The organism is Paenisporosarcina quisquiliarum (assembly GCF_043641925.1).
Lineage (GTDB): Bacteria > Bacillota > Bacilli > Bacillales_A > Planococcaceae > Paenisporosarcina > Paenisporosarcina quisquiliarum_A.
This window is the reverse complement of record NZ_JBHZRU010000005.1, coordinates 53,524-76,168: the sequence shown is the minus strand read 5'-3', so window position 1 is coordinate 76,168 and position 22,645 is coordinate 53,524. Positions and strand designations below refer to the sequence as shown.

The window sequence follows — 22,645 nt, the reverse complement described above, 5'->3', positions numbered from 1 at the left end:
TTGCATACTGATCAGCTTTCACCACCCGCTGACTCTCTAAACAGTTTATGCATCCATTACTTCGGACTTTTCATCGCTTAAGAAACTATATATTAGGTCATTTTACGCTCTTTTTTTTCAATGTCAATAAATATATTAGATATCCAGGAATTATGATATAATGTAACAAGATTTTAGGGGGTCGATTCAATTGAATGATCAAGCAAAAAACTGGCTAAATCGCATAAATGAAACGTGGAATAAATGGACACAAGCAAAATGGGCAAAAGGACTTAGAATCACTTCAGGTGTTCTTTGGAATCTAGCTCTCCTATTCGTGATTGTTATTATTACTAGTATCGTCTTTGTAGGTTCTGTCGGAGCAGGATATTTTGCTTCATTAGTTGATCAAGAGCCATTACGTAAGGAAGAAGAAATGCGTTCATCCATTTTCAGTTATGAAGAGACATCAGAAGTGTACTTCGCAAATAATGTCTATCTAGGAAAGTTACGAACAGATCTTCAGAGAAATGAAACGAAGTTAAGTTCAGTCTCACCGTATGTATTAGATGCTGTATATGCAACTGAAGATGAATATTTTAATGTCCATGAAGGAATTGTTCCAAAAGCAATTTTCCGAGGTCTTATGCAAGATGTAACAAATTCAGATAGTCAAACAGGTGGTTCAACATTAACGCAACAGTTAATCAAGAATCAGATTTTAACGAACGAAGTTTCATATGAACGAAAAGCGAAAGAAATTTTATTGGCACTTAGATTAGAGAAATTCATGTCTAAAGAAGAAATTCTCGAAGCTTATTTAAATATTATTCCTTATGGAAGAAATGCATCTGGAGCTAATATAGCTGGGATTGAAACAGCTGCAGAAGGTATTTTTAATGTAGCAGCAAAAGATTTAACCCTTCCACAAGCTGCATTTATAGCAGGAATTCCACAAGCACCATTTGCTCATACACCATTCACTTCTAAAGGTGTGTTAAAAGATGAGGCCGGTTTAAAACCTGGAATTGACCGTATGTTAACTGTACTATATCGCATGAAAGAAACTGGGTATATTACGGAAGCTGAATACGATGCAGCAGTAGCTTATGATATTACACAAGATTTCAAAAAACCCGAGCCATTACCACAAGAAAGATATCCTTTTTTAACATTTGAATTAGAAAGACAAGCTAAGATAATAATTTCTGAAATGCTAGCAGAAAAAGATAATATAGACCCTTCACGATTAGCAGATGAGGAAAACTTACAACAGAAGTATGAAATACTTGCCGATCGTGCGATGCGAACAAATGGTTATCGTATTTATTCTACGATTGATAAAAATATGTATGATGCCCATCAAAAAGTTAAAGATGAATTTAAAAATTATGGACCTACTTTAAGGAAAAAGAGAACAAATCCTGACACAGGTGAAGTCGAAGAAGTCGATGCGCCAGTTCAAGTTGGCAGTGTGTTAATGGAAAATAGTACGGGTCGAATTTTAAGTTTCATTGGCGGACGCGATTATAAACTGGAAGCTCAAAACCATGCTACATTCGCTTATAGACAAAATGGTTCAACGATGAAACCCTTATTGGTTTATGCCCCTGCCATTGAATATGGAGTAATTGGCGCGGGAAGCCCAGTAGTCGATGTTGCATTTGAGGATTATATTGATGGATCTGGTGAACCATATAATCCTGGTAACTTTAATCGTGAGCAAGAGCTCGGCATTATTCCCGCGCGACAAGCACTTGCATCATCTCAGAATTTAGCGGCCTTACGATTATATGATCAAATATTAGAAAAACGACCAGCAACATTTTTAGAGAAACTCCAATTTTCTCGTTTATCCGAACAAGATTACACAAATATTTCGACCTCTATCGGTGGTATGTTTAGAGGTGTTACAGTTCAAGAAAATACAAATGCTTACGCCACACTTGCAAATGGCGGACAATTTATTGAATCATATATGATTGAAAAAATTGAAGATGCAGATGGCAATATTATTTTCCAACATCAGTCTGAAGCAACACCTGTTTACTCCCCTCAAACTTCTTACATTGTGACGGATATGTTGCGAGATGTATTGAGTGAAGGAACAGGAACTAGAGCAAACGGTGAACTTAAATTCCAATCTGATTTTGCTGCTAAGACAGGAACAACAAATGACGCTCATGATGTATGGTTTATGGGTTATAACCCCTCTATTACTTTAGGTGTTTGGTTAGGTTACGATCAGCCAACCAACTTAAACCTTGCGAATGGAACCTATTTACAGCCTGGTACACGCGTCAATTTACTTTGGGCCCGAATTATGAATAGTTCATATGATGTTAATCCAGAACTAGTCGATCCTAATGTTGAATTTAAAGCACCTAAAGGTGTCGTTTCTAAATCATTCTGTTCGATTTCTGGTCTTGCACCATCAGATGGATGTTCTAAAGCAGGACTTGTCACTTCTGATTTGTTCAATGGTAATACGTATGTTTCACAAAAAGTCGATGATAGTTTCATTTCATCATCTTATGTCATGATTAATGGGAAAAGATTCCGTTCATTGCCGTCTACACCTAGTGAATTTGTAGTTGAGGGTGGAGTTGGAGTGAATGAAGACTTTATAAATCGTATGTTCGGAAGAATAAAAGGTGATCCGAGCAAGCTATTCCCACAAAATTCAGGGTTTGCAAATCGTGTCGTTTCTGAAGATACGTTTGAAGCAGATGGAGCGTCACCAAATGGTGTAACTGCTAGTCTTTCTGGAAGTAGTTTATCTTGGAGTAACTCTGGATCAAATGATGTTGTCGGTTACCGAGTATTCCAACGCTCAGGAAGTAGTAATGTTAAATTAGCTTCTGTTTTAGAAGCAAGTGGAAATCAGTTCTCTGTATCCGGTCCTGGTGAGTACTTTGTTGTAGCAGTAGATATTACTGGCAAGCAATCAGCTAGTTCTAATATCGTGAAAATTGATGCTCCAAAACCGGAGCCGACACCTACACCTACACCAAATCCGACTCAGCCAACTAAGCCACCAGCTCCACCTAGTGGTCCTAAACCACCACCACCTAGTGAGCCGAAGCCGCCTACTGATGAACCAGGAAATCCACCTGGGGATGGTGGAACACCACCTGAACCTCCAGTTGAACCACCTGTTGAGCCACCTGCTGAAGATGAATAACATATAATGAAAACACAACTTGTCCGAAGTGGACAAGTTGTGTTTTTTTTGAATTAACAAGAATAGAAAAGGTAATAAAAAGCTGTACTACTCTTCAAATTGATGAGTAGTACAGCTTTTTTATAATAATTAATCTTCCATTGTTGATAAATCACCTGTTGGTAAATCTAATTCCCAGGCTTTCAATACTCGGCGCATAATTTTCCCGCTACGTGTTTTCGGCAATTTGTCTTTGAATTCGATTTCTCTCGGTGCTGCATGAGCAGCTAAACCTTTTTTCACAAATTGTTGAATATCAGCGATTAGCTCATCCGAAGGTTCAACACCCTCTTTTAGTGCAACAAATGCTTTGATGATTTCACCACGGATCGGATCGGGTTTACCAATAACGCCTGCTTCTACTATTGCAGGATGTTCTAATAACTTGCTTTCCACTTCAAATGGTCCAACACGTTCGCCAGATGTCATAATAACGTCATCTACGCGTCCTTGGAACCAGAAGTAGCCATCTTCATCCATATAAGCTGAATCTCCAGAAACATACCACTCGTCATTTAAGAAATAAGATTGATATTTTTCAGGATTATTCCAAATTTGACGCATCATTGATGGCCAACCTTTTTTCAGGGCCAAGTTCCCCATTTGATAAGGTGCTAACTCGACACCACGATCATCTACGATTGCTGCTTTTACTCCAGGTATCGGCTTACCCATTGAACCTGGACGAATTGGTAAACAAGCATAATTACAAATCATTTGAGCACCCGTCTCGGTCATCCACCATGTATCATGAATACGATGATTAAAGACTTGTGCACCCCATCGAATAACTTCCGGATTTAGTGGCTCTCCTACTGATAAAACATGACGTAATGAAGATAAATCAAATGATTTCACGAGCGCATCCCCTGCACCCATTAACATACGGAATGCAGTAGGGGCACTGTACCATACAGTTACACCATAATCCTCAATCGTTTTATACCATGTATCAGGTGAGAAGCGTCCACCTAAAACAACCATAGTTGTTCCAGTAAGCCATGGACCAAAAATTCCATAAGAAGTACCAGTTACCCAGCCAGGATCTGCCGTACACCAATAAATGTCTTCTTCTTTTAAATCTAGTACCCATTTAGCCGTTTGATAATGTTGCAGCATCGCTTCTTGCACATGCAGAACACCTTTAGGCTTTCCTGTAGAACCAGAAGTATAATGCAAAACTAATCCGTCTTCCTTCGATAGCCATTCCACTTGGAAGTAAGGAGAAGCTGTTTCGAGATACTTCATAAAGTCCACGTTTTTTCCTTGTTCTTCTATTCCGTCACCCACAAGTAAAATCGTTTCTAAATGAGGTAATTTTTCTACTGGAATTCTACTTAACAATTCTGGAGTTGTCACGATCACTTTTGCTTCACTATCAGCTAAACGATCATAAACTGCTCCTTCCATAAATGCTTCAAATAAAGGACCGACGATTACACCCATTTTTAAAGCACCAATCAGTGAAAAATATAATTCTGGTGATCGAGGCATGAAAATAAACAGGCGATCCCCTTTTTCTAGATTTGTATGCGTTTTCAATACATTTGCTGCTTTATTAGACCATTTCTTCATTTCATTAAACGTATAGGTTTCTTTTCGAACTCCATCTTTATAGTAAAGAGCAACCTTATTTTTTCGATGTGAGTTAGCATGGCGATCAATTGCTTCATGAGCTACATTTAATCTACCCGTTTCCGACCAACTAAATTCTTTCTCAACGTCTGCCCAATCAAAGTTTGAAGCAGCCTCATCATAATTTTGGAGTAAGTAATCTCCTTGAACAACAGGAAGTGACTCAAGTTTCATTTCTACCACCCTTTCGAATACGATACATCTACTAGTTTACATCAATCAGAAATTAAAAAGCGAATTATTTTATTTTTCGAAAATTTTACTTTTGATTTTGTGAAAACGTTTTCCTCTTTTATAATTCATGTATAATGAACATATTGTCAAACTAGGTGGTGCAAATATGGAACATACAAAAACCTATAATGCCATTGAATTAAAAACAAAACATGGCAGTCTCATTCTTGAAGGTCCTGTATCCTCAGAAGATATCGCTCGTTTGGATTTTCACAAAGACCTGGTTGCATTTAGACCACCTGCACAGCAACATAAAGCAATTACTGAAATTGCAAAGTTGCCTGAAGGAAGAATTCTAATTGCACGTGATAACTTTACAATTGTTGGTTATGTAACGTACTTATATCCTGACCCTCTTGAGCGTTGGTCTAAAGGTCAAATGGAAAATTTAATCGAATTAGGCGCAATTGAAGTCATCCCTAAATTCCGTGGTTCAGGCGTTGGGAAAGGCTTATTAAAAGTGTCCATGATGGATGATATGATGGAAGATTATATTACAATTACGACTGAATATTACTGGCATTGGGATTTAAAAGGTACAGGTTTAAATGTCTGGGAATACCGAAAAGTAATGGAAAAAATGATGAATGCAGGCGGCCTGGAATACTTCGCTACGGATGATCCTGAAATTAGTTCTCATCCTGCTAATTGTTTAATGGCTAAAATCGGTAGTCGAATTGATATGGAATCGATTCAGCGATTCGATCAACTCCGATTTATGAACCGCTTTATGTACTAGTTCAAAACCCAGGATATAAAGGAGATTATGCCTCATGATTGTTGAAGAAATGATGCAAAAAAAAGTTCTCACCTTGCAACCTACTCACACAATCAAAGATGCCATACATGTATTGCGTGAGAATAAAATTCGTCATTTGCCAATCACCGATTTAGAAGGTAAAGTCATTGGCATTGTCTCAGATCGGGATATTAAACAAGCGACTCCATCGAATATTTTAGATCACAATGATAATGAACTTATGACGATTACGCTAGATAAAATTATGACGAAAAATCCCATTATAGGTCATCCACTCGATTTCGTGGAAGAAGTTGCAACGATTTTTTACGATCAACAAATAGGTTGTTTACCAATTGTCAGTCAAGAAAAATTGGTAGGTATTGTTACGGAAACTGATTTATTGTACAAATATATTGAATTAACTGGTGCACATCAACCCGGTTCTCATATTGAAGTGAGAGTGCCTAACAAACCAGGCATATTATTCGAAGTTTCGAAAGTTTTTCATGACCATAGCGCGAATGTTTTAAGTGTATTGGTATACCCTGATGCAAAAAGTGAAGAAAACAAAATTCTAGTTTTCAGAGTCAAAACGATGAATCCTCTCCAAATTATTGAGGATATCCGCAAAGAAGGTTTCGATGTATTATGGCCAAACATGCCGGGAATCAACACGTAAAAAAAGAAGCAGTATTTGTGTATTCAGAAAATCAATTAGGGTATAAATTTTCTGACACACACCCATTTAACCAAAAGCGTCTTGTATTAACGACAGATTTACTACGTAAAATGAACGTTTTATCAGATGAAGACATTATTGCTCCTCGCATGGCTACTGATGAAGAATTGCTGCTTGCACATGATGAGCGCTATATTGAAATGGTAAAAAAAGCGAGCAAAGGCTTGGTCACTGAAGAGCAAACAGAAAGCTATGGAATAGGAACGGAAGATACGCCTATCTTTCCTAATATGCATGAAGCAAGCGCATTATTAGTTGGAGGTACGCTGACAGCCGTGGATTACGTCATGGAAAATAAAGCAAGTCATGCACTTAATTTAGGTGGCGGCTTACATCATGGTTTTCGTGGACGAGCCTCTGGATTTTGCATTTACAACGACAGTTCAGTAGCTATTAAATACATACAAGAAAAATATAATGCACGCGTCTTATATATTGATACAGATGCCCATCATGGGGATGGCGTGCAATGGACATTTTATGACGATCCGTCAGTTTGTACTGTCTCTATACATGAAACAGGAAGATATTTATTTCCTGGGACTGGAAATGTGACAGAGAGAGGAACAGGAGAAGGTTATGGTACCTCTTTTAACCTTCCGATTGATGCATTTACCGAAGATGATTCATTTTTAGAGTTATATAAAACAGCCTTTCGTGAAATAGCTGAGCATTTTAAACCCGATGTGATTATTAGTCAAAATGGAGCCGATGCTCATTACTTTGACCCACTAACTCATCTTTATGGTTCTATGAAAATATATGAAGAAATTCCTAAGTTAGCACATGAACTAGCACATGAATTTTGTGATGGACGATGGATTGGTGTTGGCGGTGGAGGCTATGATATATGGAGAGTAGTTCCTCGAGCTTGGTCTTTATTATGGATGGAAATGAAAGGTCTTCCTTTACCAAAAGGTGATTTGCCACCAGATTGGATAGATAGGTGGCAAAGTGAGTCCCCAGTTCCTCTAATACCTACTTGGCATGACCCAGAAAAATTATACGAACCCATTCCAAGAAAAGCGGAGATAACGGAAAAAAATCATCAAGTATTACAAAAATCGTTATATATAATTCGAAACCATACAGATTAAATAAAAGGAATGAATGACGATTTATATCGCATTCATTCCTTTTTGACTGTAGACAAATAATATAGGATGATTTCCATTTCGGCGGACGCTTTCCACGGGCAAGACTTCAGCCGCTTTCCCTCACATAAAGTAAGTTAAATTGTTTTAAAATCATGAATTTTAGAATGTGATGGTCGAATCCTTAAATAGGCCAGGCAAAATCGAGAATAGCACAATCCAATTGGAGAACAGCCTTAATGAATCCTTGAATAAGACCCTCGAAATCAAGAATGTCAAGTTCCCCTTCACTCTCTATCTAAAAAAACACTAAGAAATCAATTCCTCATGGGACTGTTTTCTTAGTGCTTAGCACATTTTTATTGAAGAGGTTTAACAGAATGTCGTTCCTCAATGCGATGTGGTAAAACAACTGTTTTTTCATCTATCTTCTCTTTACTCATGAATTTAGTTAATAAACGCATGGAAACGGCACCAATATCATAAAGGGGTAAGACCACACTCGTTAATGTTGGACGAACCATTCGAGCTAACTTTGAATTTTCAAAACTTATGACTTCAACCTCTTCAGGGACATTCAAGCCTTGATCTTGAGCACCGTGGATTAAACCAATTGCCAATTCATCATTCCCTGCAAAATAAGCAGTCGGTGGATTTTCAATACTTTGAAGACTTAGAAATGCTTCGATACCGTCGTCATATGTAGCATCACTTTCGATGACTAATGATTGATCGATGGTTAGACCAGCGTCTTCTAATGCTTTTTCATACCCTGTAAATTTAAAGGCACGATTAATTGTTGAGCTTAGTGAACCTGAAACAAACGCAATTCGTTTATGATTATTTTGAATAAGTCTACTCACTGCTTCATATGCCGCTTGATGGTAATCAATATTTACGGACGGTATCCGATTTGTTGCATCTATTGTTCCTGCTAATACAATGGGAACTGGAGATCGTTCGATCATTTGCAACAGGTCATTTGATACTTGTTCGCTCATTAACACGATCCCATCTACTTGTTTACCGAACATTGTTTCTAATAGTTGTAATTCTTTCTCTTCTCTTTGATCGGAGTTCGATAAAATAATATTATATCGATACATCGTTGCAATATCTTCAATCCCTCTTGCTAGTTCAGCATAAAAAACATTTGAGATATCTGGAATTATTACGCCAACAGTTGTTGTTTTCTTACTTGCTAAACCTCTAGCGACAGCATTTGGTCGATATTCTAATCGTTCAATGACATCAAGAACTTTCTTTCTGGTTGCTGGTTTTACATTTGGATTTCCATTCACTACTCGAGACACAGTTGCCATTGAAACATTTGCTTCTCGCGCAACATCGTAGATTGTTATCGTCATTTATCTTCACTCCCCGCTCATACCCATTCTTATTTATTCATCATATAATAGTTTTCTGCCATTATAAAGCAATAACAAAAAAATAGAAAAACACCTCTTATCCACAAGTTGGGACAAGAGGCAGTCAGTCTTTCGTTGATATGAAACGTATGTCATTCACTTAGTTGTATGCCTTAAACAGCGTAAATTATTTCATATCATAGTTCTTCATGAATTTTTGCAACGAATCGTAGAACTCATCGAATTGTTGTAAATTCATTTGTTGTGCTGCATCTGATAAGGCAACAGCTGGATCAGGATGGACTTCAGCCATTACTCCATCAGCCCCAATCGCAATCGCTGCTTTAGCTGCAGGTAGCAATAAATCACGACGTCCTGTGGAATGAGTAACATCCACAAATACTGGTAAATGTGTTTCTTGCTTTAAAATTGGCACAGCTGAAATATCTAGTGTATTTCGTGTCGCTTTCTCATACGTACGAATCCCACGTTCGCATAATATAATTTGATCATTACCTTGTGAAATAATGTATTCAGCAGCATTGATGAATTCATCAATCGTTGCAGCCATTCCTCGTTTTAATAGAACGGGTTTCTTAATAGACCCTGCTGCTTTTAATAATTCAAAGTTTTGCATATTACGTGCTCCAATTTGAACTACATCAATGTATTCTAAAGCTTCTTCTAAGTGTGAAGGTGTGACAATTTCACTGACAACCGCTAAATTATATTCTTGAGCTACACGTTTTAAAATTTTCAATCCTTCTAGGCCAAGACCTTGGAAGTCGTAAGGCGATGTTCTTGGTTTATAAGCGCCCCCACGAATCATTCTTAAACCTTTTGCTTGGATGGCTCCAGCAACTGTTGAAACTTGATCATATGATTCAACTGCACATGGTCCAAATACAAATGATGGACCGCCTTCTCCAATGCGTTCTCCATTAATCACGACAATCGTATCTTCTGCTTTTTTCTTTCTCGATACTAATAGTGCTTTACGATGATCATCTTCTTGTAGTTCTAATGCAGATTTAAAGATTTCTTTAAATATATGTTCAACTGTCGATTGCGGCAGTGGACCAACGTTGTTATCTTTCAATAAATTCAACATATGTCGCTCACGAAGAGGATCATAACGGTTGACACCTTGCTTTTCTTTTACTTTTCCAATTTCTTGAACTACGCTTGCACGTTCATTGATTAATTTTAAAATTTCTAAATTTAATTCATCAACACGTGTGCGTAAATGATCTAATTCTTGATGGCTCATACCGTGATCTCCTCTCTTCCTGGTACCAGGTCTTTCGGCGAACCGAAAACTATGATACATTTTTAGATAATAGAACTATTATAATCAATGAAAATTAGAAAGTCACGCATTTTCTTTATCGCTTCAACGCGCGAAAGTAAAAATGGGTTATGAAGATAAAAGGATGTGCTTTCGATTGGCTGAAAAACTATTCGCTTTAGATATCGGAACGAGATCAGTAGTTGGCATCATATTAGAAGAAAAAAATGATTCCTACCATGTAGCAGACTTAGTTGTAGAAGAACATAAAGAGCGGGCTATGTTAGATGGTCAAATACATAATGTACTAGCTGTTGCAGATGTCATCAGACACGTAAAAGAAAATCTTGAACAAACCCATGGTCCTCTTACTAAAGTAAGTGTAGCAGCCGCTGGACGAGCTTTAAAAACCGAACAAGCTTTAGTTGAAATGGATGTAACAAATCGTCCTCTATTTTCCGAAGAAGATATTAGTCGATTAGAGCTAGCAGCTGTCCAGCAAGCGCAACAACAATTACTCACTGACGATATAGAAAACAAAAATAGTCACTACTATTGTGTGGGTTATTCTGTTCTTTATTACAGATTAGATGGTGAAGAAATTGGAAGTTTAGTCGACCAGCAAGGTTCGACTGCTTCGGTTGAAGTTATTGCAACCTTCCTGCCACGAGTTGTTGTGGAATCACTTTTATCAGCATTAAAAAGAGCCGACCTTGAAATGGAAGGCCTAACTTTAGAGCCGATTGCAGCGATCAACGTGCTGATTCCACCTTCTATGCGACGGTTAAATGTTGCACTAGTTGATATTGGCGCTGGAACGTCTGACATTGCAATTACGGATAAAGGTACCGTGGTTGCCTATGGAATGGTTCCGACAGCTGGTGATGAGATTACGGAAGCTATGAGTGATCATTATTTACTAGATTTTCCTTTAGCAGAAGAAGCAAAACGAATGATCAACCAGTCTGACGAAATCCGTATTCAAGATATCTTGGGATTTGACCAATTTTTCTCGAAGACCGAAGTCATTGAAGCATTACGTCCGGCAACCTCTAATTTAGCTAAATCTATTGCTCATGAAATTTTAAGACTAAATAATCAACAATCACCTAAAGCGATTATGTTAGTTGGCGGTGGCAGTTTAACTCCTGATATTACAAAACTTATTGCAGCTGAATTAGAGTTACCAGAGAATCGTGTAGCTGTAAGAGGTATAGATGCTATTCAGTCATTAACAAAAGCCGAGCATGTTTCTTCTTCACCTGAATTAGTAACACCGATTGGCATAGCCATTGCAGCAAGAAAAACACCGATTCATTATATGTCTGTTCAAGTCAATGAAAAGGTGATTCGGCTATTCGAATTAAAGGAAATGACTGTAGGAGATGCTCTTCTAGCAGCGAATATTCGAGCACGTAGTTTATACGGAAAACCTGGTATGGCATTAGCAGTAAACGTAAATGGTAGAGATATTATGATTCCTGGCGAACATGGTCAACCTGCAACCTTACATGTAAATAATGAACCTGCCAATACAAAGTCTCTCATTAAAAATGGAGATGTTATTCATTTAATTGAAGGCCGAGATGGAGCTAATGCTCAAGTGACAGTACGTGATCTAATCGATGATGCATCTATTAAAACAGTCATTATAGAAGGCACGATGTATATGGTTGAGCCATTAATTCAAGTCAATGGTAATTCAGCAACTCTCGATTCATCTCTTCAAGAGAGAGATAAAGTAACCATCAAAACCATTGATTCTGCTGAAGACATTATTAAAGCCACTGGTCAATCACACTTGTTCCAAAAAATTAAACCGTATTTTATATCAGTCGATGGGAAATCTGTTTTATTCCCAGAATTTTCTTCACAACTTTTACTCAATGATGTACCTATTAAACTTCAATATCCTGTTCAAGATTCTGATATCTTGTCCGTATCTAAAAGCATGTCACCATCTGTTCAAAACATTGCGGATCAACTTCAAATAAAGCTTCAAGATACGATAACAATTTCATTTCAAGGTAAGCAAACGAAACTAGAAAAAAATTGTGTATCAGTACACGTCAATGGAAATAGTGCCAAATTAAATGATGTTGTTTCTGCTGGAAGTCATGTAACTATAGATAAATTAGACACGAATCCATGGATTTTCCAAGATGTTTTCCGATTTACCGATTGGAAACTTTCTGATCAGCAATCTGGTCAATTCGCTATTTTAAGAAATGGACAGTCATCTAGTTTTGATGAACCCATTTTTGGTGGAGATCAGTTAGAAATTCATTTTAGTTCTTAAACAAGTAAACCCCTCACATCTTTTAAAGGTGTGAGGGGTTTTTAACATAAAACTTATTTATTATTTTGATCTTCCACAGCTTCTTGTAAAGCTTTAGCAGTAGCTGTTAATCCTTTATTACCTTCGTCTGCCACTTCGTCAACCGTATTCGTAACCGTTTCTAAGAAATCAATTGGCTCTTCACCTTCAGAAGAAGCAGTGCCATCATCCATTGGAGCTGATGATTTTGTTTTCATTCCTTTTACTTTATCAACGATTTGTCCAGATTGTTCTTTTAGTTGAGTAGACAAATGAGAAGTTTTTTCTTTAGCTGTTGATGAGAAATCAGCTGTTTTGTCTTTTAACTGCATTGCTTGAGTTGAAACATTTTCACGTAATTCTCTACCTGTTTTTGGAGCAAGGAATAATGCAGCAGCTGCACCAATAATTCCGCCAACTAATGCACCAATTACAAAGTCTTTTGAATTTACTTCGTCATTTGAGTAAATTGAATCGCGGTGTCCATTTTGATATTCATAAGATTGTGGTAAGTAAGCTTCCGTTTGTTTAGATTTGTTATTGTAGAATTCATGATTATATTGAGCTTCGTTGTAATTTGGTTTGTAGTTTGTCATATTAAATTCCTCCTTGATTTTGTTTAGTAGCTACTTCATCAGGATTATTTGAGTAAATCGTATATCCTGCTCTTGCTTCTTCAAGTGCTTTTCGTTCTTTCAACTTATCTCGAATGCCCATGACAACATTACTCCATTGTACAACTTGAGCAATTTTGTCTTCATTTCTTTCAACTTCTGTAGAAATAGAAGATGTAATTCTTCTAACTGATGTATTTAATCCATTTACAGATTCGCCAACGTTTTTAACTGCATCCACTACGCTGTTTAGTTTCTCAGATTTATACTGAAGATCTGACGCTAAACCGTTCGTTTTGTGAAGCAATTCAGTCGTTTCTCTCGTTACACCTTGAAGTTGCCCTTCTAATCCTGCCATTGTATTAGACACATTTGTAAGGGTCTTTTTCAATGATGTTAACGTCATGGCTAAACTAATACATAAGACTAGAAAGCCTATTGCCGCGATTAAGGCAGCTATGTATAGAATAATTTCCATCTCCATACTTTATTCCTCCTCTATGATGTTCATATAAACTATGTTCCCATTCACAGCAGTAATTAAACGTGAATGATATCTTTATTCTACAAAAGCTTCAAAAATCCTGCTGATAAATACCGATATAATCCTGCAAAATAAAAACTCTAGCCAAATATGGCTAGAGCTCATCTTTTATATAATTTTTTCTTCAAAAGCACGTTGGAATTTTTGTACATCTCCTGCACCCATGAATAAAAAGACTGCATTTTTGTGGTTTAGTAATCGATCAATCTCTTCAGTTGTTAGGACAGAACAATTTGGGATTAACTCACTTAAATCACCAATTGATAAATCTCCTACATTTTCACGAGCAGAACCGAATATATCACATAAATAAACAGCATCCGCACCTTCTAAACTTACAGCAAACTCATTTAAAAAAGTTCGAGTTCGAGAAAATGTATGTGGTTGGAAGATAGCTACAATTTCGCGTTCCGGATATTTTTGTCGTGCAGATTGAATCGTTGCTTTGATTTCAGTCGGATGGTGAGCATAATCATCGATTAGAATATGGCCACCTTTTTCGCTTTCTGTAAATCTACGTTTAACACCTTTAAACGTTGCTAATTGCGCTTGTATTGTCTCAGCTTTGATACCTTCATAGTGACAAAGAGAGATGACAGCTAAGGCATTTAAAACCGTGTGATCTCCGAATAATGGAATTTCAAACGTGTAATAGAATTCATTTCGAACAAACACATCAAATGTTGAACCAGTCGTTGTTTTGGTTACATTTCTTGCTTCGAAATCATTTTCAGATCCAAATCCATAAAACACAACCGGTACATTCGCTTGAATTTTTTGCAAATGCTCATCATCACCACAAGCGATAATTGCTTTATTCACCTGCAAAGCCATCGTTTGAAATGCCGAAAATACATCATCAATTCCACCAAAATAATCTGGGTGATCGAAATCTACATTGGTCATAATCATGTAGTCCGGGTGGTACGCTAAGAAGTGACGTCTATATTCACATGCTTCAAAAGCAAAATACGTGGCATCTTCAGTACCATGGCCTGTTCCATCTCCGATTAGGTATGACGTAGGTGCATGACCACCTAATACATGTGACATCAAACCAGTTGTTGATGTTTTCCCATGAGATCCTGTTATACCAATTGATATAAACTGGTTCATTAAATCTCCTAAGAATACATGGTAACGAATTACTTCAATGCCCTTATTTTTAGCTTCAACTAATTCTTCATGATCATCACGAAAAGCGTTTCCTGCTATAACAGTCATTCCTTCTTGAATATTATCTTTATTAAAAGGAAGAATCGTAATTCCTCTTTTATGAAGTGGATCTTCTGTGAAGAAGTGCTTTTCAATATCTGACCCTTGAACTTGATTTCCAGCATCATGCAAAATTTGAGCCAGTGAACTCATACCTGACCCTTTAATACCTGTAAAATGAAACAATGTCATTATATATAACCTCCTGGGAAAGGTACCCGAACTTTTCTCTTAAATTACTTACCCTATTATATCATCAATTAATCTTCTCAAGAAATGAACGTTTTTTCTTACTATTTAACAAAGCATATACATCCATTTCCAAATGTATTCGCTATGAATCATCCAAATAATGCTTCGAGATCATTTTCAGTAATAAAGACCTCTCTCGCCTTGCTTCCTTTTTGCTCAGAGACGTAACCATGTTGTTCCATTAAATCCACTAACCTTGCCGCTCGGTTATATCCAATATGGAATTTGCGTTGGAGTAACGAGGTAGAAGCAGAACCTTGTTCTAAAATGAATCGACAGGCTTCTTCAAAAAGTTCGTCTTGATCGTCAGAAACTTCGAGTCGTCGTACTAGCTCATCTTGCTCGAATAAGTATTCAGGCTCTCCTTGGCTTCTTACGTGTTCAATAATAGCTTCCATTTCATCATCGGTCACATAAGTACCTTGCAGACGCACTGGAGCTGACATTCCATTTCCTAAGTACAACATGTCTCCGCGTCCTAATAATCGTTCTGCACCCTGTGTATCCAGGATCGTGCGAGAATCAACTTGAGATGATACTGAGAAAGCAATACGAGTTGGGATATTTGCTTTTATTAAGCCCGTAATGACATCTACAGATGGACGTTGTGTCGCTACTACTAAATGTATGCCACACGCTCTTGCTTTTTGAGCAATTCGACAAATGGCTTCCTCCACTTCAGTTGGTGCCATCATCATTAAATCAGCTAATTCATCAATAACGATTAAAAGATAAGGCATTTTTTGTGCAAATTGACGTTTTTCAGTTGCTATTGAGTTGTAACGAGTAATATCACGAACGCCAACATGTGCAAATAATTGATAACGTCTTTCCATCTCTTCAACTGCCCATCTTAAAGCAGCAGTCGCAGCTTTCACATCGGTAATTACAGGACTTACTAAGTGAGGAATATGATTAAATGGAGCGAGCTCCACCATCTTCGGATCAATTAGTAACAATTTCAGTTCGGAAGGATTCGATTTGTATAACAAACTAATTAATAATGAGTTAATACATACTGATTTACCTGAACCTGTAGCTCCAGCAATTAAACCATGTGGCATTTTTCGCAAATCAATGGTCACTGGTTTACCAGTGAGGTCTAGACCTAGTGCTGCCTCTAAGGGTGAATCGGACGTTTTAAAAGGCTCACTATCTACAACTTCTGAAATACGAACCGGTCTAGATACTCGATTTGGTATTTCAATTCCAATTGAACTCTTACCTGGAATCGGTGCTTGAATACGAATATCTTTTGCAGCTAACGCAAGTTTTAAATCGTCTGCGAGATTTCTGATTTTACTTACTTTCGTGCCATTCCCGACTGTCATTTCAAATTGAGTGACAGCAGGACCTTGCACCATCTGAATAATTTCACCTTTTACTTGAAAGTAGGATAACGCTTCTACTAATCTCGTTGCCTGCATTTCCATCCATTCGGTGTCCTGTGTTTTCTGCTCAGGTGGTACTAAGAATTGGTGTGGTGGAAAGATGTAGCCATTCTCTTCGGTTGGCAAAGCAACTGGCTTCGTTTCAACTGGTGCAATCGGTTTAACAGGTGCCATATTTGTTGCAACCACTTCAGTTGCAACCGGTTGATTAAAAGAGTTATTAGTTTGTACTTTAGAAGGCATGTCCATTTTGTTTCCAAGCTTTTGCTTATCCGATTTCAACATCATGACATTGAAGGGTAAAGTTTTGTTTGATGTTGGTTTTTCTAAAACTGGTTCAACTTGAATTGCTTGAATCTCTTTTTCATGTACCTCTTCTTTGCTGATTATTTCTTTTTGAGATTCAGATGTATTTGGAATCTCACGAGTAGGTTCAGATAAAATGATCGGTTTCGTTATTTCTTCTTGTCTTTCACTAATCTTTAATGGTTCTGGCTCAGTACTAATCCTCAATGCTTTACTCGCATTAGGATCGTCCAGATTTTTTTTAGCAAGTAATTCTTCAATTGGCTTACCCGTTTTAGCATTCGGACGTGCAAATCCATGTATGGGTGAAGGAACTTGAGTCGGCGTAAACGTTTTTGTCGCCACTGGTATTTTCTTTGTTTGTGGAATCGCTTTGATTTCTAGTTTTTTTATCGTTTGAGTGACTGGTGCAGTCGGACGATTTTGTTGCCATTTCTTATGCATATAAAGAGGCTGGATGTCTCCCTCTAGATCTTCCTCATCTTTCATAAGAGGAATGTGACCATCATTTTTATGTTCTTTTTCATCATCACTAATTAATGGAAACCTAAACGGTGTTTTTTTATCTATGTATACTTTAGTATCCGTGTATTCAAGTTCACTTTCGATTTCAACAGAATCCTCTCGATCTGTTGAAAACAAGCGTTGCAATTTATTGGTCAACCATTTCAAAATAAAACCCTCTTTTCATTTCAATATTTCCATTTTATCAGTTTTGCCTTGCGTTTTAAATGAATCTAAAAAGAAAAGACTAAGAATCCTTAAAAATGGATACTTAGCCTTGTAAAATGTATTAGATTGTAAATGGAATTCCTACTTCTGTCGATTCTTCTAATACTAAAATGCCTTTTTCAGTTGGTGCATCTGGGATTGCTAACTCTTTTGCTGAACAAATCATACCGCTAGAAGGTACGCCTCTTAGTTCTGCATCACGAATAACTAAACCAGATGGCATGACAGCTCCGACTTTTGCGACAACTACTTTTTGACCTTCGTCGACATTAGATGCACCACAAACTATTTGTATGGTCTCATTCCCAACGTTAACTTGGCATACGTTTAATTTGTCTGCATTCGGATGTTTTTCTTTTGAAGTAACATGTCCAACAACAAATTTCGGCGACAAATCGATTTCTAAAACTAAGTCCACACCGTTTTTAGTTAATACCTCTTGTACCTTAGCAACAAGATCTTCCGTTATTTCTACTGAACCTTTATCAGCAATGCTTACATAATTGCTTGCTTGAAATAAATTAAATGCTCCAACTTTTCCTGATTGTGCATCTTTTATTAAAGTAATGTCACCTTTTGTTTCAGATTCGATATTTTCGAATGAATCCATAGTTAATTGGACGAGTAAAACGTCACCAATTCCTTGTGTGTTATAAAACATATTCATTTATTTTCTTTCTCCTTTTCAACTCGATTTTTAGCCATGATAAATATTGGCTCTAACTCTCCATTTTCATAAAGAAACGATAAGGATGTAACAGGAACCGTTCCGACAGTAAAGAAATGCATTGTCATCTGTGCAAGAACATCATATCCTACATCATTTCGTATATCGCCAATTATCAATACGTCTTGATGAGGGACAGATAAAGTCATATCCCCTTCTATTTTCGCTTCCATTTCTTTTAAGAATGATTCATTTAAAATACGGCTAGCATCATAACCATCATTTACATTTAAGAAATAAAAAACATTACCTGCTACATGATCTTCTTTTAATTTAATAGCTAATTTTCTAACTTGGAAACGAGCAGTTTCTTTAACAAGGGATTCGGACAGGTTTAATTCATTTAACACCTTTTGGTCAATCAAGCGATACGTATTCCCTAAATCTAAGGCATAATAAATTCTTGTCTCCGCAGTATGATCAGAAGTAATGAAGAGTTCACCATCATTCGATTTTGTTGGGAATGACGTTGATCTAATAACCGGAAAAATGGAATGATTAGATTGAATAAGTCCCTTTGCTTCCATCTCCATTGCAGAAAATGTTTGGCTAATCGTATACACAACTTCATCAATCGCTTGTTCTTTCTTCACTTCATACTTAGCTAAGATTTCAGGTAAAGATATATCCATTCCTTTATTTAATACAGCATGGTCTAACCGGATTCGATCTGTTTTTTTATCGAATTGCCAATTAAAGTTTGGATCAGCTAACTTTTCTTTTAAACGATTTACCAATTGCTCTGAATTCATACATTCACATCCTCTACAAAAGTAAACGGCTCACACCGATATGGCGGAACCGTTCATTATTTATTGGAACTATTAAATAGACAGCCGATTCTGCAATAGATTTGACTATTGCGGTTCATATCATTTACAACAAATAATAATTGTTATATCCATTTAATTTTTAGATTCTATTTAAGAATTCTTCTATTTCTAGTTTCGTCTTACGTTCTTTACTGACAAACCTTCCAACTTCTACACCATCTCTATAAGCTAAAAAACTAGGAATTCCGTAAATTTCATTCTCCGCACAAATGTCGATAAACTGATCACGGTTAACTGAAATGAATGTGAGGCTGTTAAATGTTTGTTCGATTTCTGGCATAAACGGATCGATGAAATGACAATCCGGACACCAGTCAGCCGTAAATAGGAACACAACAGTTGAAGATTGTTTTAACTCATTAAATTGTTCAACTGACTCTAAATGCTTCATTCATCAACCCTCCATTATTTTTCAACTTTAACGGAACGAATAATTTCCATCATCTGTTGCATGTTATCAGCGATTTTATTTTCATCTGATATCGTGGATAATTTATAACCACCACTACTTACAATAATTTCATAATGTTCTTCACCGGATGGTAATAAAGCAACAAAACCAAATCGACCGTTTTGTTCAAACGTTTGCTCTGCTAAAATCATGTCTTTCTTTTCAGCAAGTAATAAGTCATAAAACAATTGACTATCTGCTTTTTCGTTTGGATTAATAAATAATACAAATGAGTCATGATCATCCGAAAGAACAATATTTGATTCATCGGATTCCTCTTTTATAGCAAAGCCACCTGGAACATAGAATTGAACGGATTCTACTTGTTCATTTGGCTTAATGGAATCACCTTGGAATACTTCTTTAGCTTCTTGAATGCCATCCTCTGTTTGATTTTCAACAGATGCTGAACATCCAACTAAACTAATCATGACGAGAGGTGCGATTAAAATCCGCAACCAACTTCGATTCATTTTCTTTCCTCCATTCAACTACGCAGTACTTACATTTTAATATTGTTCGGTAATGGTTGCAACTCAAGCGTATTAAATGGTGGATTGTGTGCGCTTATATTGTCCAATCAACATAATAAGTATATGTTCAAACATTTCTTGTCGTTTTAATAAACCATTTGTAAAAACGCCTACTGCTCCTTCGGAGTGACTAATTCCACTTCGGTTGGTATACGCATCCATAACTGGGCCAAGTTCTAAACCCTCCCGAATAGATTTTGCTACTTCTTCCGGCAATGGAATTTGCGCTCCACCTGCTACAAAAAAAGTGCCATCTCTTAGAGCTAATGCTCCCCAATTACATATGTACATTTGACCGTTTACTTCTTTCACGCCACCTTCAAGTCCAAATGCAAGTTGTGCATCTGAGAGTTCTAGGACATGTGTTGCTCTATTTTTTGCGCCAAGTAATGTTTCCTCGTCGCTTAAAGGTTGTTCTGAAACAAGAGAATGTGCTTTATATTCGGAAATAATAGCATCTTGAAAGTGTATATCGCATAATCGTTTAACTGCCGATGTTTTTGCTGGGTTTGTCGTGCCTATGCCTATTTTCAACTATTTGCCTCTCCTCTACATACAATTTGTGAGAAACTATGGAATTGAGATAAGTAAAAAATGTTGATTCCCATTGCGACGGACGCTTTCCGGAGGGCAAGGCTTTAGCCGCTTCCTTCGCGATGCTCAGTCCAGGGTCTAAAGCTCTTGCTAATCCTCTCGGAGTCGCCGCCTCCATTCCAATCAACAAAAATCCCAGTAAATATATACATGAGTTAATTTCATAATAAATAATCTAATAATAAAACTCTAACAAAGTTGATTTCCGCTCCATGCGGACGCTTTCCGTGGGGCACGCCTTCAATCTCCTCGTCACTCCGTTCCTGCGGGCTTTCAGTACGTGCTAGTCCCACAGGAGTCGCCTTGCGCTACAATCATACGCTATGTGTTTAAACTTAAACAATCATTTTTGTATAGCTCTGTTAACAATACATTTTAGTAGAAAGTGGACGGCTATTTCTGAAGACTCCTGCGGAAAAACGAAATACGCTAGACCCCACAGGGTCAGCAAGTCAAACAGCTGAGCCGAGGAGGCTGGCGTTTCGTCCGCGGAAAGCGAAAGAAAGAGCCGACCACTTTCTATTTCAGTAAAGGATAAAAGTTAATATTGAATTTTAAGAAGAAACCCTTATTGTTTTATTTACAGTTTAAAAGGAGCCCTTTCAGGCTCCTTTGTTTAAACATTTTGATGAATGGTCTCTAAAGTTGTACGATCCGCAGATTTAACCAATTTAACAATTAGCTCTTTTGCTGCAGCATAATCGTCTGTATGAATGATTGAACCAGATGTATGAATATATCTTGAACATATACCCACAACTGCACTTGGAACACCTTCATTAGACATATGAACTCTACCTGCATCTGTTCCACCTTGAGAAATAAAGTACTGATAAGGAATATTGTTAGACTCAGCAGTATCTAATACAAATTCTCGCATCCCACGGTGAGTAATCATGGATTTATCAAAAATTCGTAAAAGTGTGCCTTTCCCAAGCTGGCCAAATTCGGTTTTCGATCCAGACATATCGTTAGCTGGACTCGCATCTAAAGCGAAGAATAAATCTGGATTAATCATGTTTGCTGCGGCTTGTGCGCCACGAAGACCTACCTCTTCCATTACATTCGCTCCAGAATATAAAGTGTTTGGTAAAGTTTCATCTTTTAACTCTTTTAATAATTCAATCGCCAGTCCACACCCATATCGGTTGTCCCAGGCCTTGGCTAAAATTTTCTTCTTATTCGCCATTGGTGTAAATGAGCATACCGGTACAATTTGTTGTCCTGGTCGAATGCCGATTTTCTTCGCATCGGATTGATCATCTGCACCAATATCAATTAACATATTTTTAATATCCATTGGTTTGTTACGCATTTCATCACTTAACAAGTGTGGAGGAATAGAACCTATTACACCAACTACTGGTCCATTGTCAGTAATAATCTCGACTCTTTGTGCTAATAAAACTTGACTCCACCAGCCACCAAGAGGTTGAAAACGAATCATTCCGTTCTCCGTAATTTGTGTCACCATAAATCCAACTTCATCCATATGACCTGCCACCATAATTCTCGGTCCTTGGTCATCGCCTTTTTTTACGCCGAAGATTCCGCCAAGACGATCTTGAATGATTTCATCTGAATATTTTTCAAGTTCACTTTTCATAAACTTTCTCATTGCATGCTCATTTCCAGGAGCCCCCGGAAGTTCTGTTAGTGTTTTAAATAATTGAAGGGTTTCTGTATTCACTTTTATATCCTCCTCATTATGTACATTCTTTAATATTGTAGTCCACTTGACAAAGTATTTCCACCCCTATCTTTCGCTTTCCGAATTATTTATCGCATTCTTTTACAGAGTGATTTCGCGTATCTTATGGTAAACTGTTACTACA

The 22,645-nt window shown here is 37.2% G+C and carries 18 protein-coding genes and 1 other annotated feature (1 of these 19 cut by a window edge); of the genes, 5 read left to right on the top strand and 13 right to left on the bottom strand.

All coding sequences use genetic code 11. The annotated features are described in order from the left end of the window. Positions 1-83 (bottom strand) — a binding site (T-box leader) (it extends 119 nt beyond the left edge of the window). 107 nt (positions 84-190) lie between these two features. After that, complete coding sequence (locus ACHUE4_RS05585; protein ID WP_394188388.1) at positions 191-3,163, top strand: transglycosylase domain-containing protein; 2,973 nt, start codon at positions 191-193, stop codon at positions 3,161-3,163. A 129-nt stretch (positions 3,164-3,292) separates the two neighbouring features. Here ACHUE4_RS05585 and acsA read toward each other — a convergent pair whose 3' ends face one another. After that, entirely contained in the window at positions 3,293-5,011 is a 1,719-nt protein-coding gene (gene acsA, locus ACHUE4_RS05580) for an acetate--CoA ligase (RefSeq protein WP_394188387.1), read from the bottom strand. Positions 5,012-5,177: 166 nt separating this feature from the next. Between acsA and ACHUE4_RS05575 the strand changes: the two genes are divergently transcribed. From ACHUE4_RS05575 to ACHUE4_RS05565, 3 genes are read left to right on the top strand one after another with little or no spacing between them, the layout of a single operon-like run. Continuing rightward, complete coding sequence (locus ACHUE4_RS05575) at positions 5,178-5,810, top strand: GNAT family N-acetyltransferase (protein ID WP_394188386.1); 633 nt, start codon at positions 5,178-5,180, stop codon at positions 5,808-5,810. Positions 5,811-5,844: 34 nt separating this feature from the next. After that, entirely contained in the window at positions 5,845-6,492 is a 648-nt protein-coding gene (locus ACHUE4_RS05570) for an acetoin utilization AcuB family protein (RefSeq protein ID WP_394188385.1), read from the top strand. Further along, a complete protein-coding gene (locus tag ACHUE4_RS05565; protein ID WP_394188384.1) occupies positions 6,462-7,649 on the top strand; it encodes an acetoin utilization protein AcuC in 1,188 nt (395 codons plus the stop codon). The genes ACHUE4_RS05570 and ACHUE4_RS05565 overlap by 31 nt, the downstream gene beginning before the upstream one ends. A gap of 356 nt (positions 7,650-8,005) precedes the next feature. Here ACHUE4_RS05565 and ccpA read toward each other — a convergent pair whose 3' ends face one another. Continuing rightward, entirely contained in the window at positions 8,006-9,013 is a 1,008-nt protein-coding gene (gene ccpA, locus ACHUE4_RS05560; RefSeq protein ID WP_394188383.1) for a catabolite control protein A, read from the bottom strand. Between the two features lie 187 nt (positions 9,014-9,200). Further along, on the bottom strand, positions 9,201-10,283 hold the full coding sequence (locus ACHUE4_RS05555) for a bifunctional 3-deoxy-7-phosphoheptulonate synthase/chorismate mutase (protein WP_394188382.1): 1,083 nt from the start codon (positions 10,281-10,283) through the stop codon (positions 9,201-9,203). A 175-nt stretch (positions 10,284-10,458) separates the two neighbouring features. Between ACHUE4_RS05555 and pilM the strand changes: the two genes are divergently transcribed. Next, on the top strand, positions 10,459-12,600 hold the full coding sequence (gene pilM, locus ACHUE4_RS05550) for a pilus assembly protein PilM (RefSeq protein WP_394188381.1): 2,142 nt from the start codon (positions 10,459-10,461) through the stop codon (positions 12,598-12,600). Positions 12,601-12,653: 53 nt separating this feature from the next. Here pilM and ACHUE4_RS05545 read toward each other — a convergent pair whose 3' ends face one another. The 10 genes from ACHUE4_RS05545 to ACHUE4_RS05500 form a co-directional block, all read right to left on the bottom strand. Beyond that, positions 12,654-13,214, bottom strand: a complete 561-nt coding sequence (locus tag ACHUE4_RS05545) for a YtxH domain-containing protein (RefSeq protein WP_394188380.1) — start codon at positions 13,212-13,214, stop codon at positions 12,654-12,656. Position 13,215: 1 nt separating this feature from the next. Next, positions 13,216-13,710, bottom strand: coding sequence for a DUF948 domain-containing protein (locus ACHUE4_RS05540; RefSeq protein ID WP_394188473.1), 495 nt, complete (start codon positions 13,708-13,710; stop codon positions 13,216-13,218). 174 nt (positions 13,711-13,884) lie between these two features. Beyond that, positions 13,885-15,183, bottom strand: a complete 1,299-nt coding sequence (gene murC, locus ACHUE4_RS05535; RefSeq protein ID WP_394188379.1) for a UDP-N-acetylmuramate--L-alanine ligase — start codon at positions 15,181-15,183, stop codon at positions 13,885-13,887. 149 nt (positions 15,184-15,332) lie between these two features. Then, the gene (locus ACHUE4_RS05530) at positions 15,333-17,612 is read right to left on the bottom strand and encodes a DNA translocase FtsK (protein ID WP_394188378.1); all 2,280 of its coding nucleotides are present in this window, start codon (positions 17,610-17,612) and stop codon (positions 15,333-15,335) included. A 121-nt stretch (positions 17,613-17,733) separates the two neighbouring features. Continuing rightward, entirely contained in the window at positions 17,734-18,339 is a 606-nt protein-coding gene (gene ytpR, locus ACHUE4_RS05525; protein ID WP_394188377.1) for a YtpR family tRNA-binding protein, read from the bottom strand. Next, entirely contained in the window at positions 18,336-19,151 is an 816-nt protein-coding gene (locus tag ACHUE4_RS05520) for a DUF1444 domain-containing protein (RefSeq protein WP_394188376.1), read from the bottom strand. Before ACHUE4_RS05520 ends, ytpR begins: the two co-directional genes overlap by 4 nt. 160 nt (positions 19,152-19,311) lie before the next feature. Next, entirely contained in the window at positions 19,312-19,623 is a 312-nt protein-coding gene (locus ACHUE4_RS05515; RefSeq protein WP_394188375.1) for a thioredoxin family protein, read from the bottom strand. A gap of 14 nt (positions 19,624-19,637) precedes the next feature. Then, positions 19,638-20,156: a hypothetical protein gene (locus tag ACHUE4_RS05510; protein ID WP_394188374.1), complete on the bottom strand. Its 519-nt coding sequence runs from the start codon at positions 20,154-20,156 to the stop codon at positions 19,638-19,640. A gap of 72 nt (positions 20,157-20,228) precedes the next feature. Then, positions 20,229-20,750 (bottom strand): DUF84 family protein, encoded by a 522-nt coding sequence (locus ACHUE4_RS05505; RefSeq protein ID WP_394188373.1) that lies wholly within the window; start codon positions 20,748-20,750, stop codon positions 20,229-20,231. Positions 20,751-21,426: 676 nt separating this feature from the next. After that, positions 21,427-22,500 (bottom strand): M42 family metallopeptidase, encoded by a 1,074-nt coding sequence (locus ACHUE4_RS05500; protein WP_394188372.1) that lies wholly within the window; start codon positions 22,498-22,500, stop codon positions 21,427-21,429. Between the last annotated feature and the right edge of the window lie 145 nt (positions 22,501-22,645).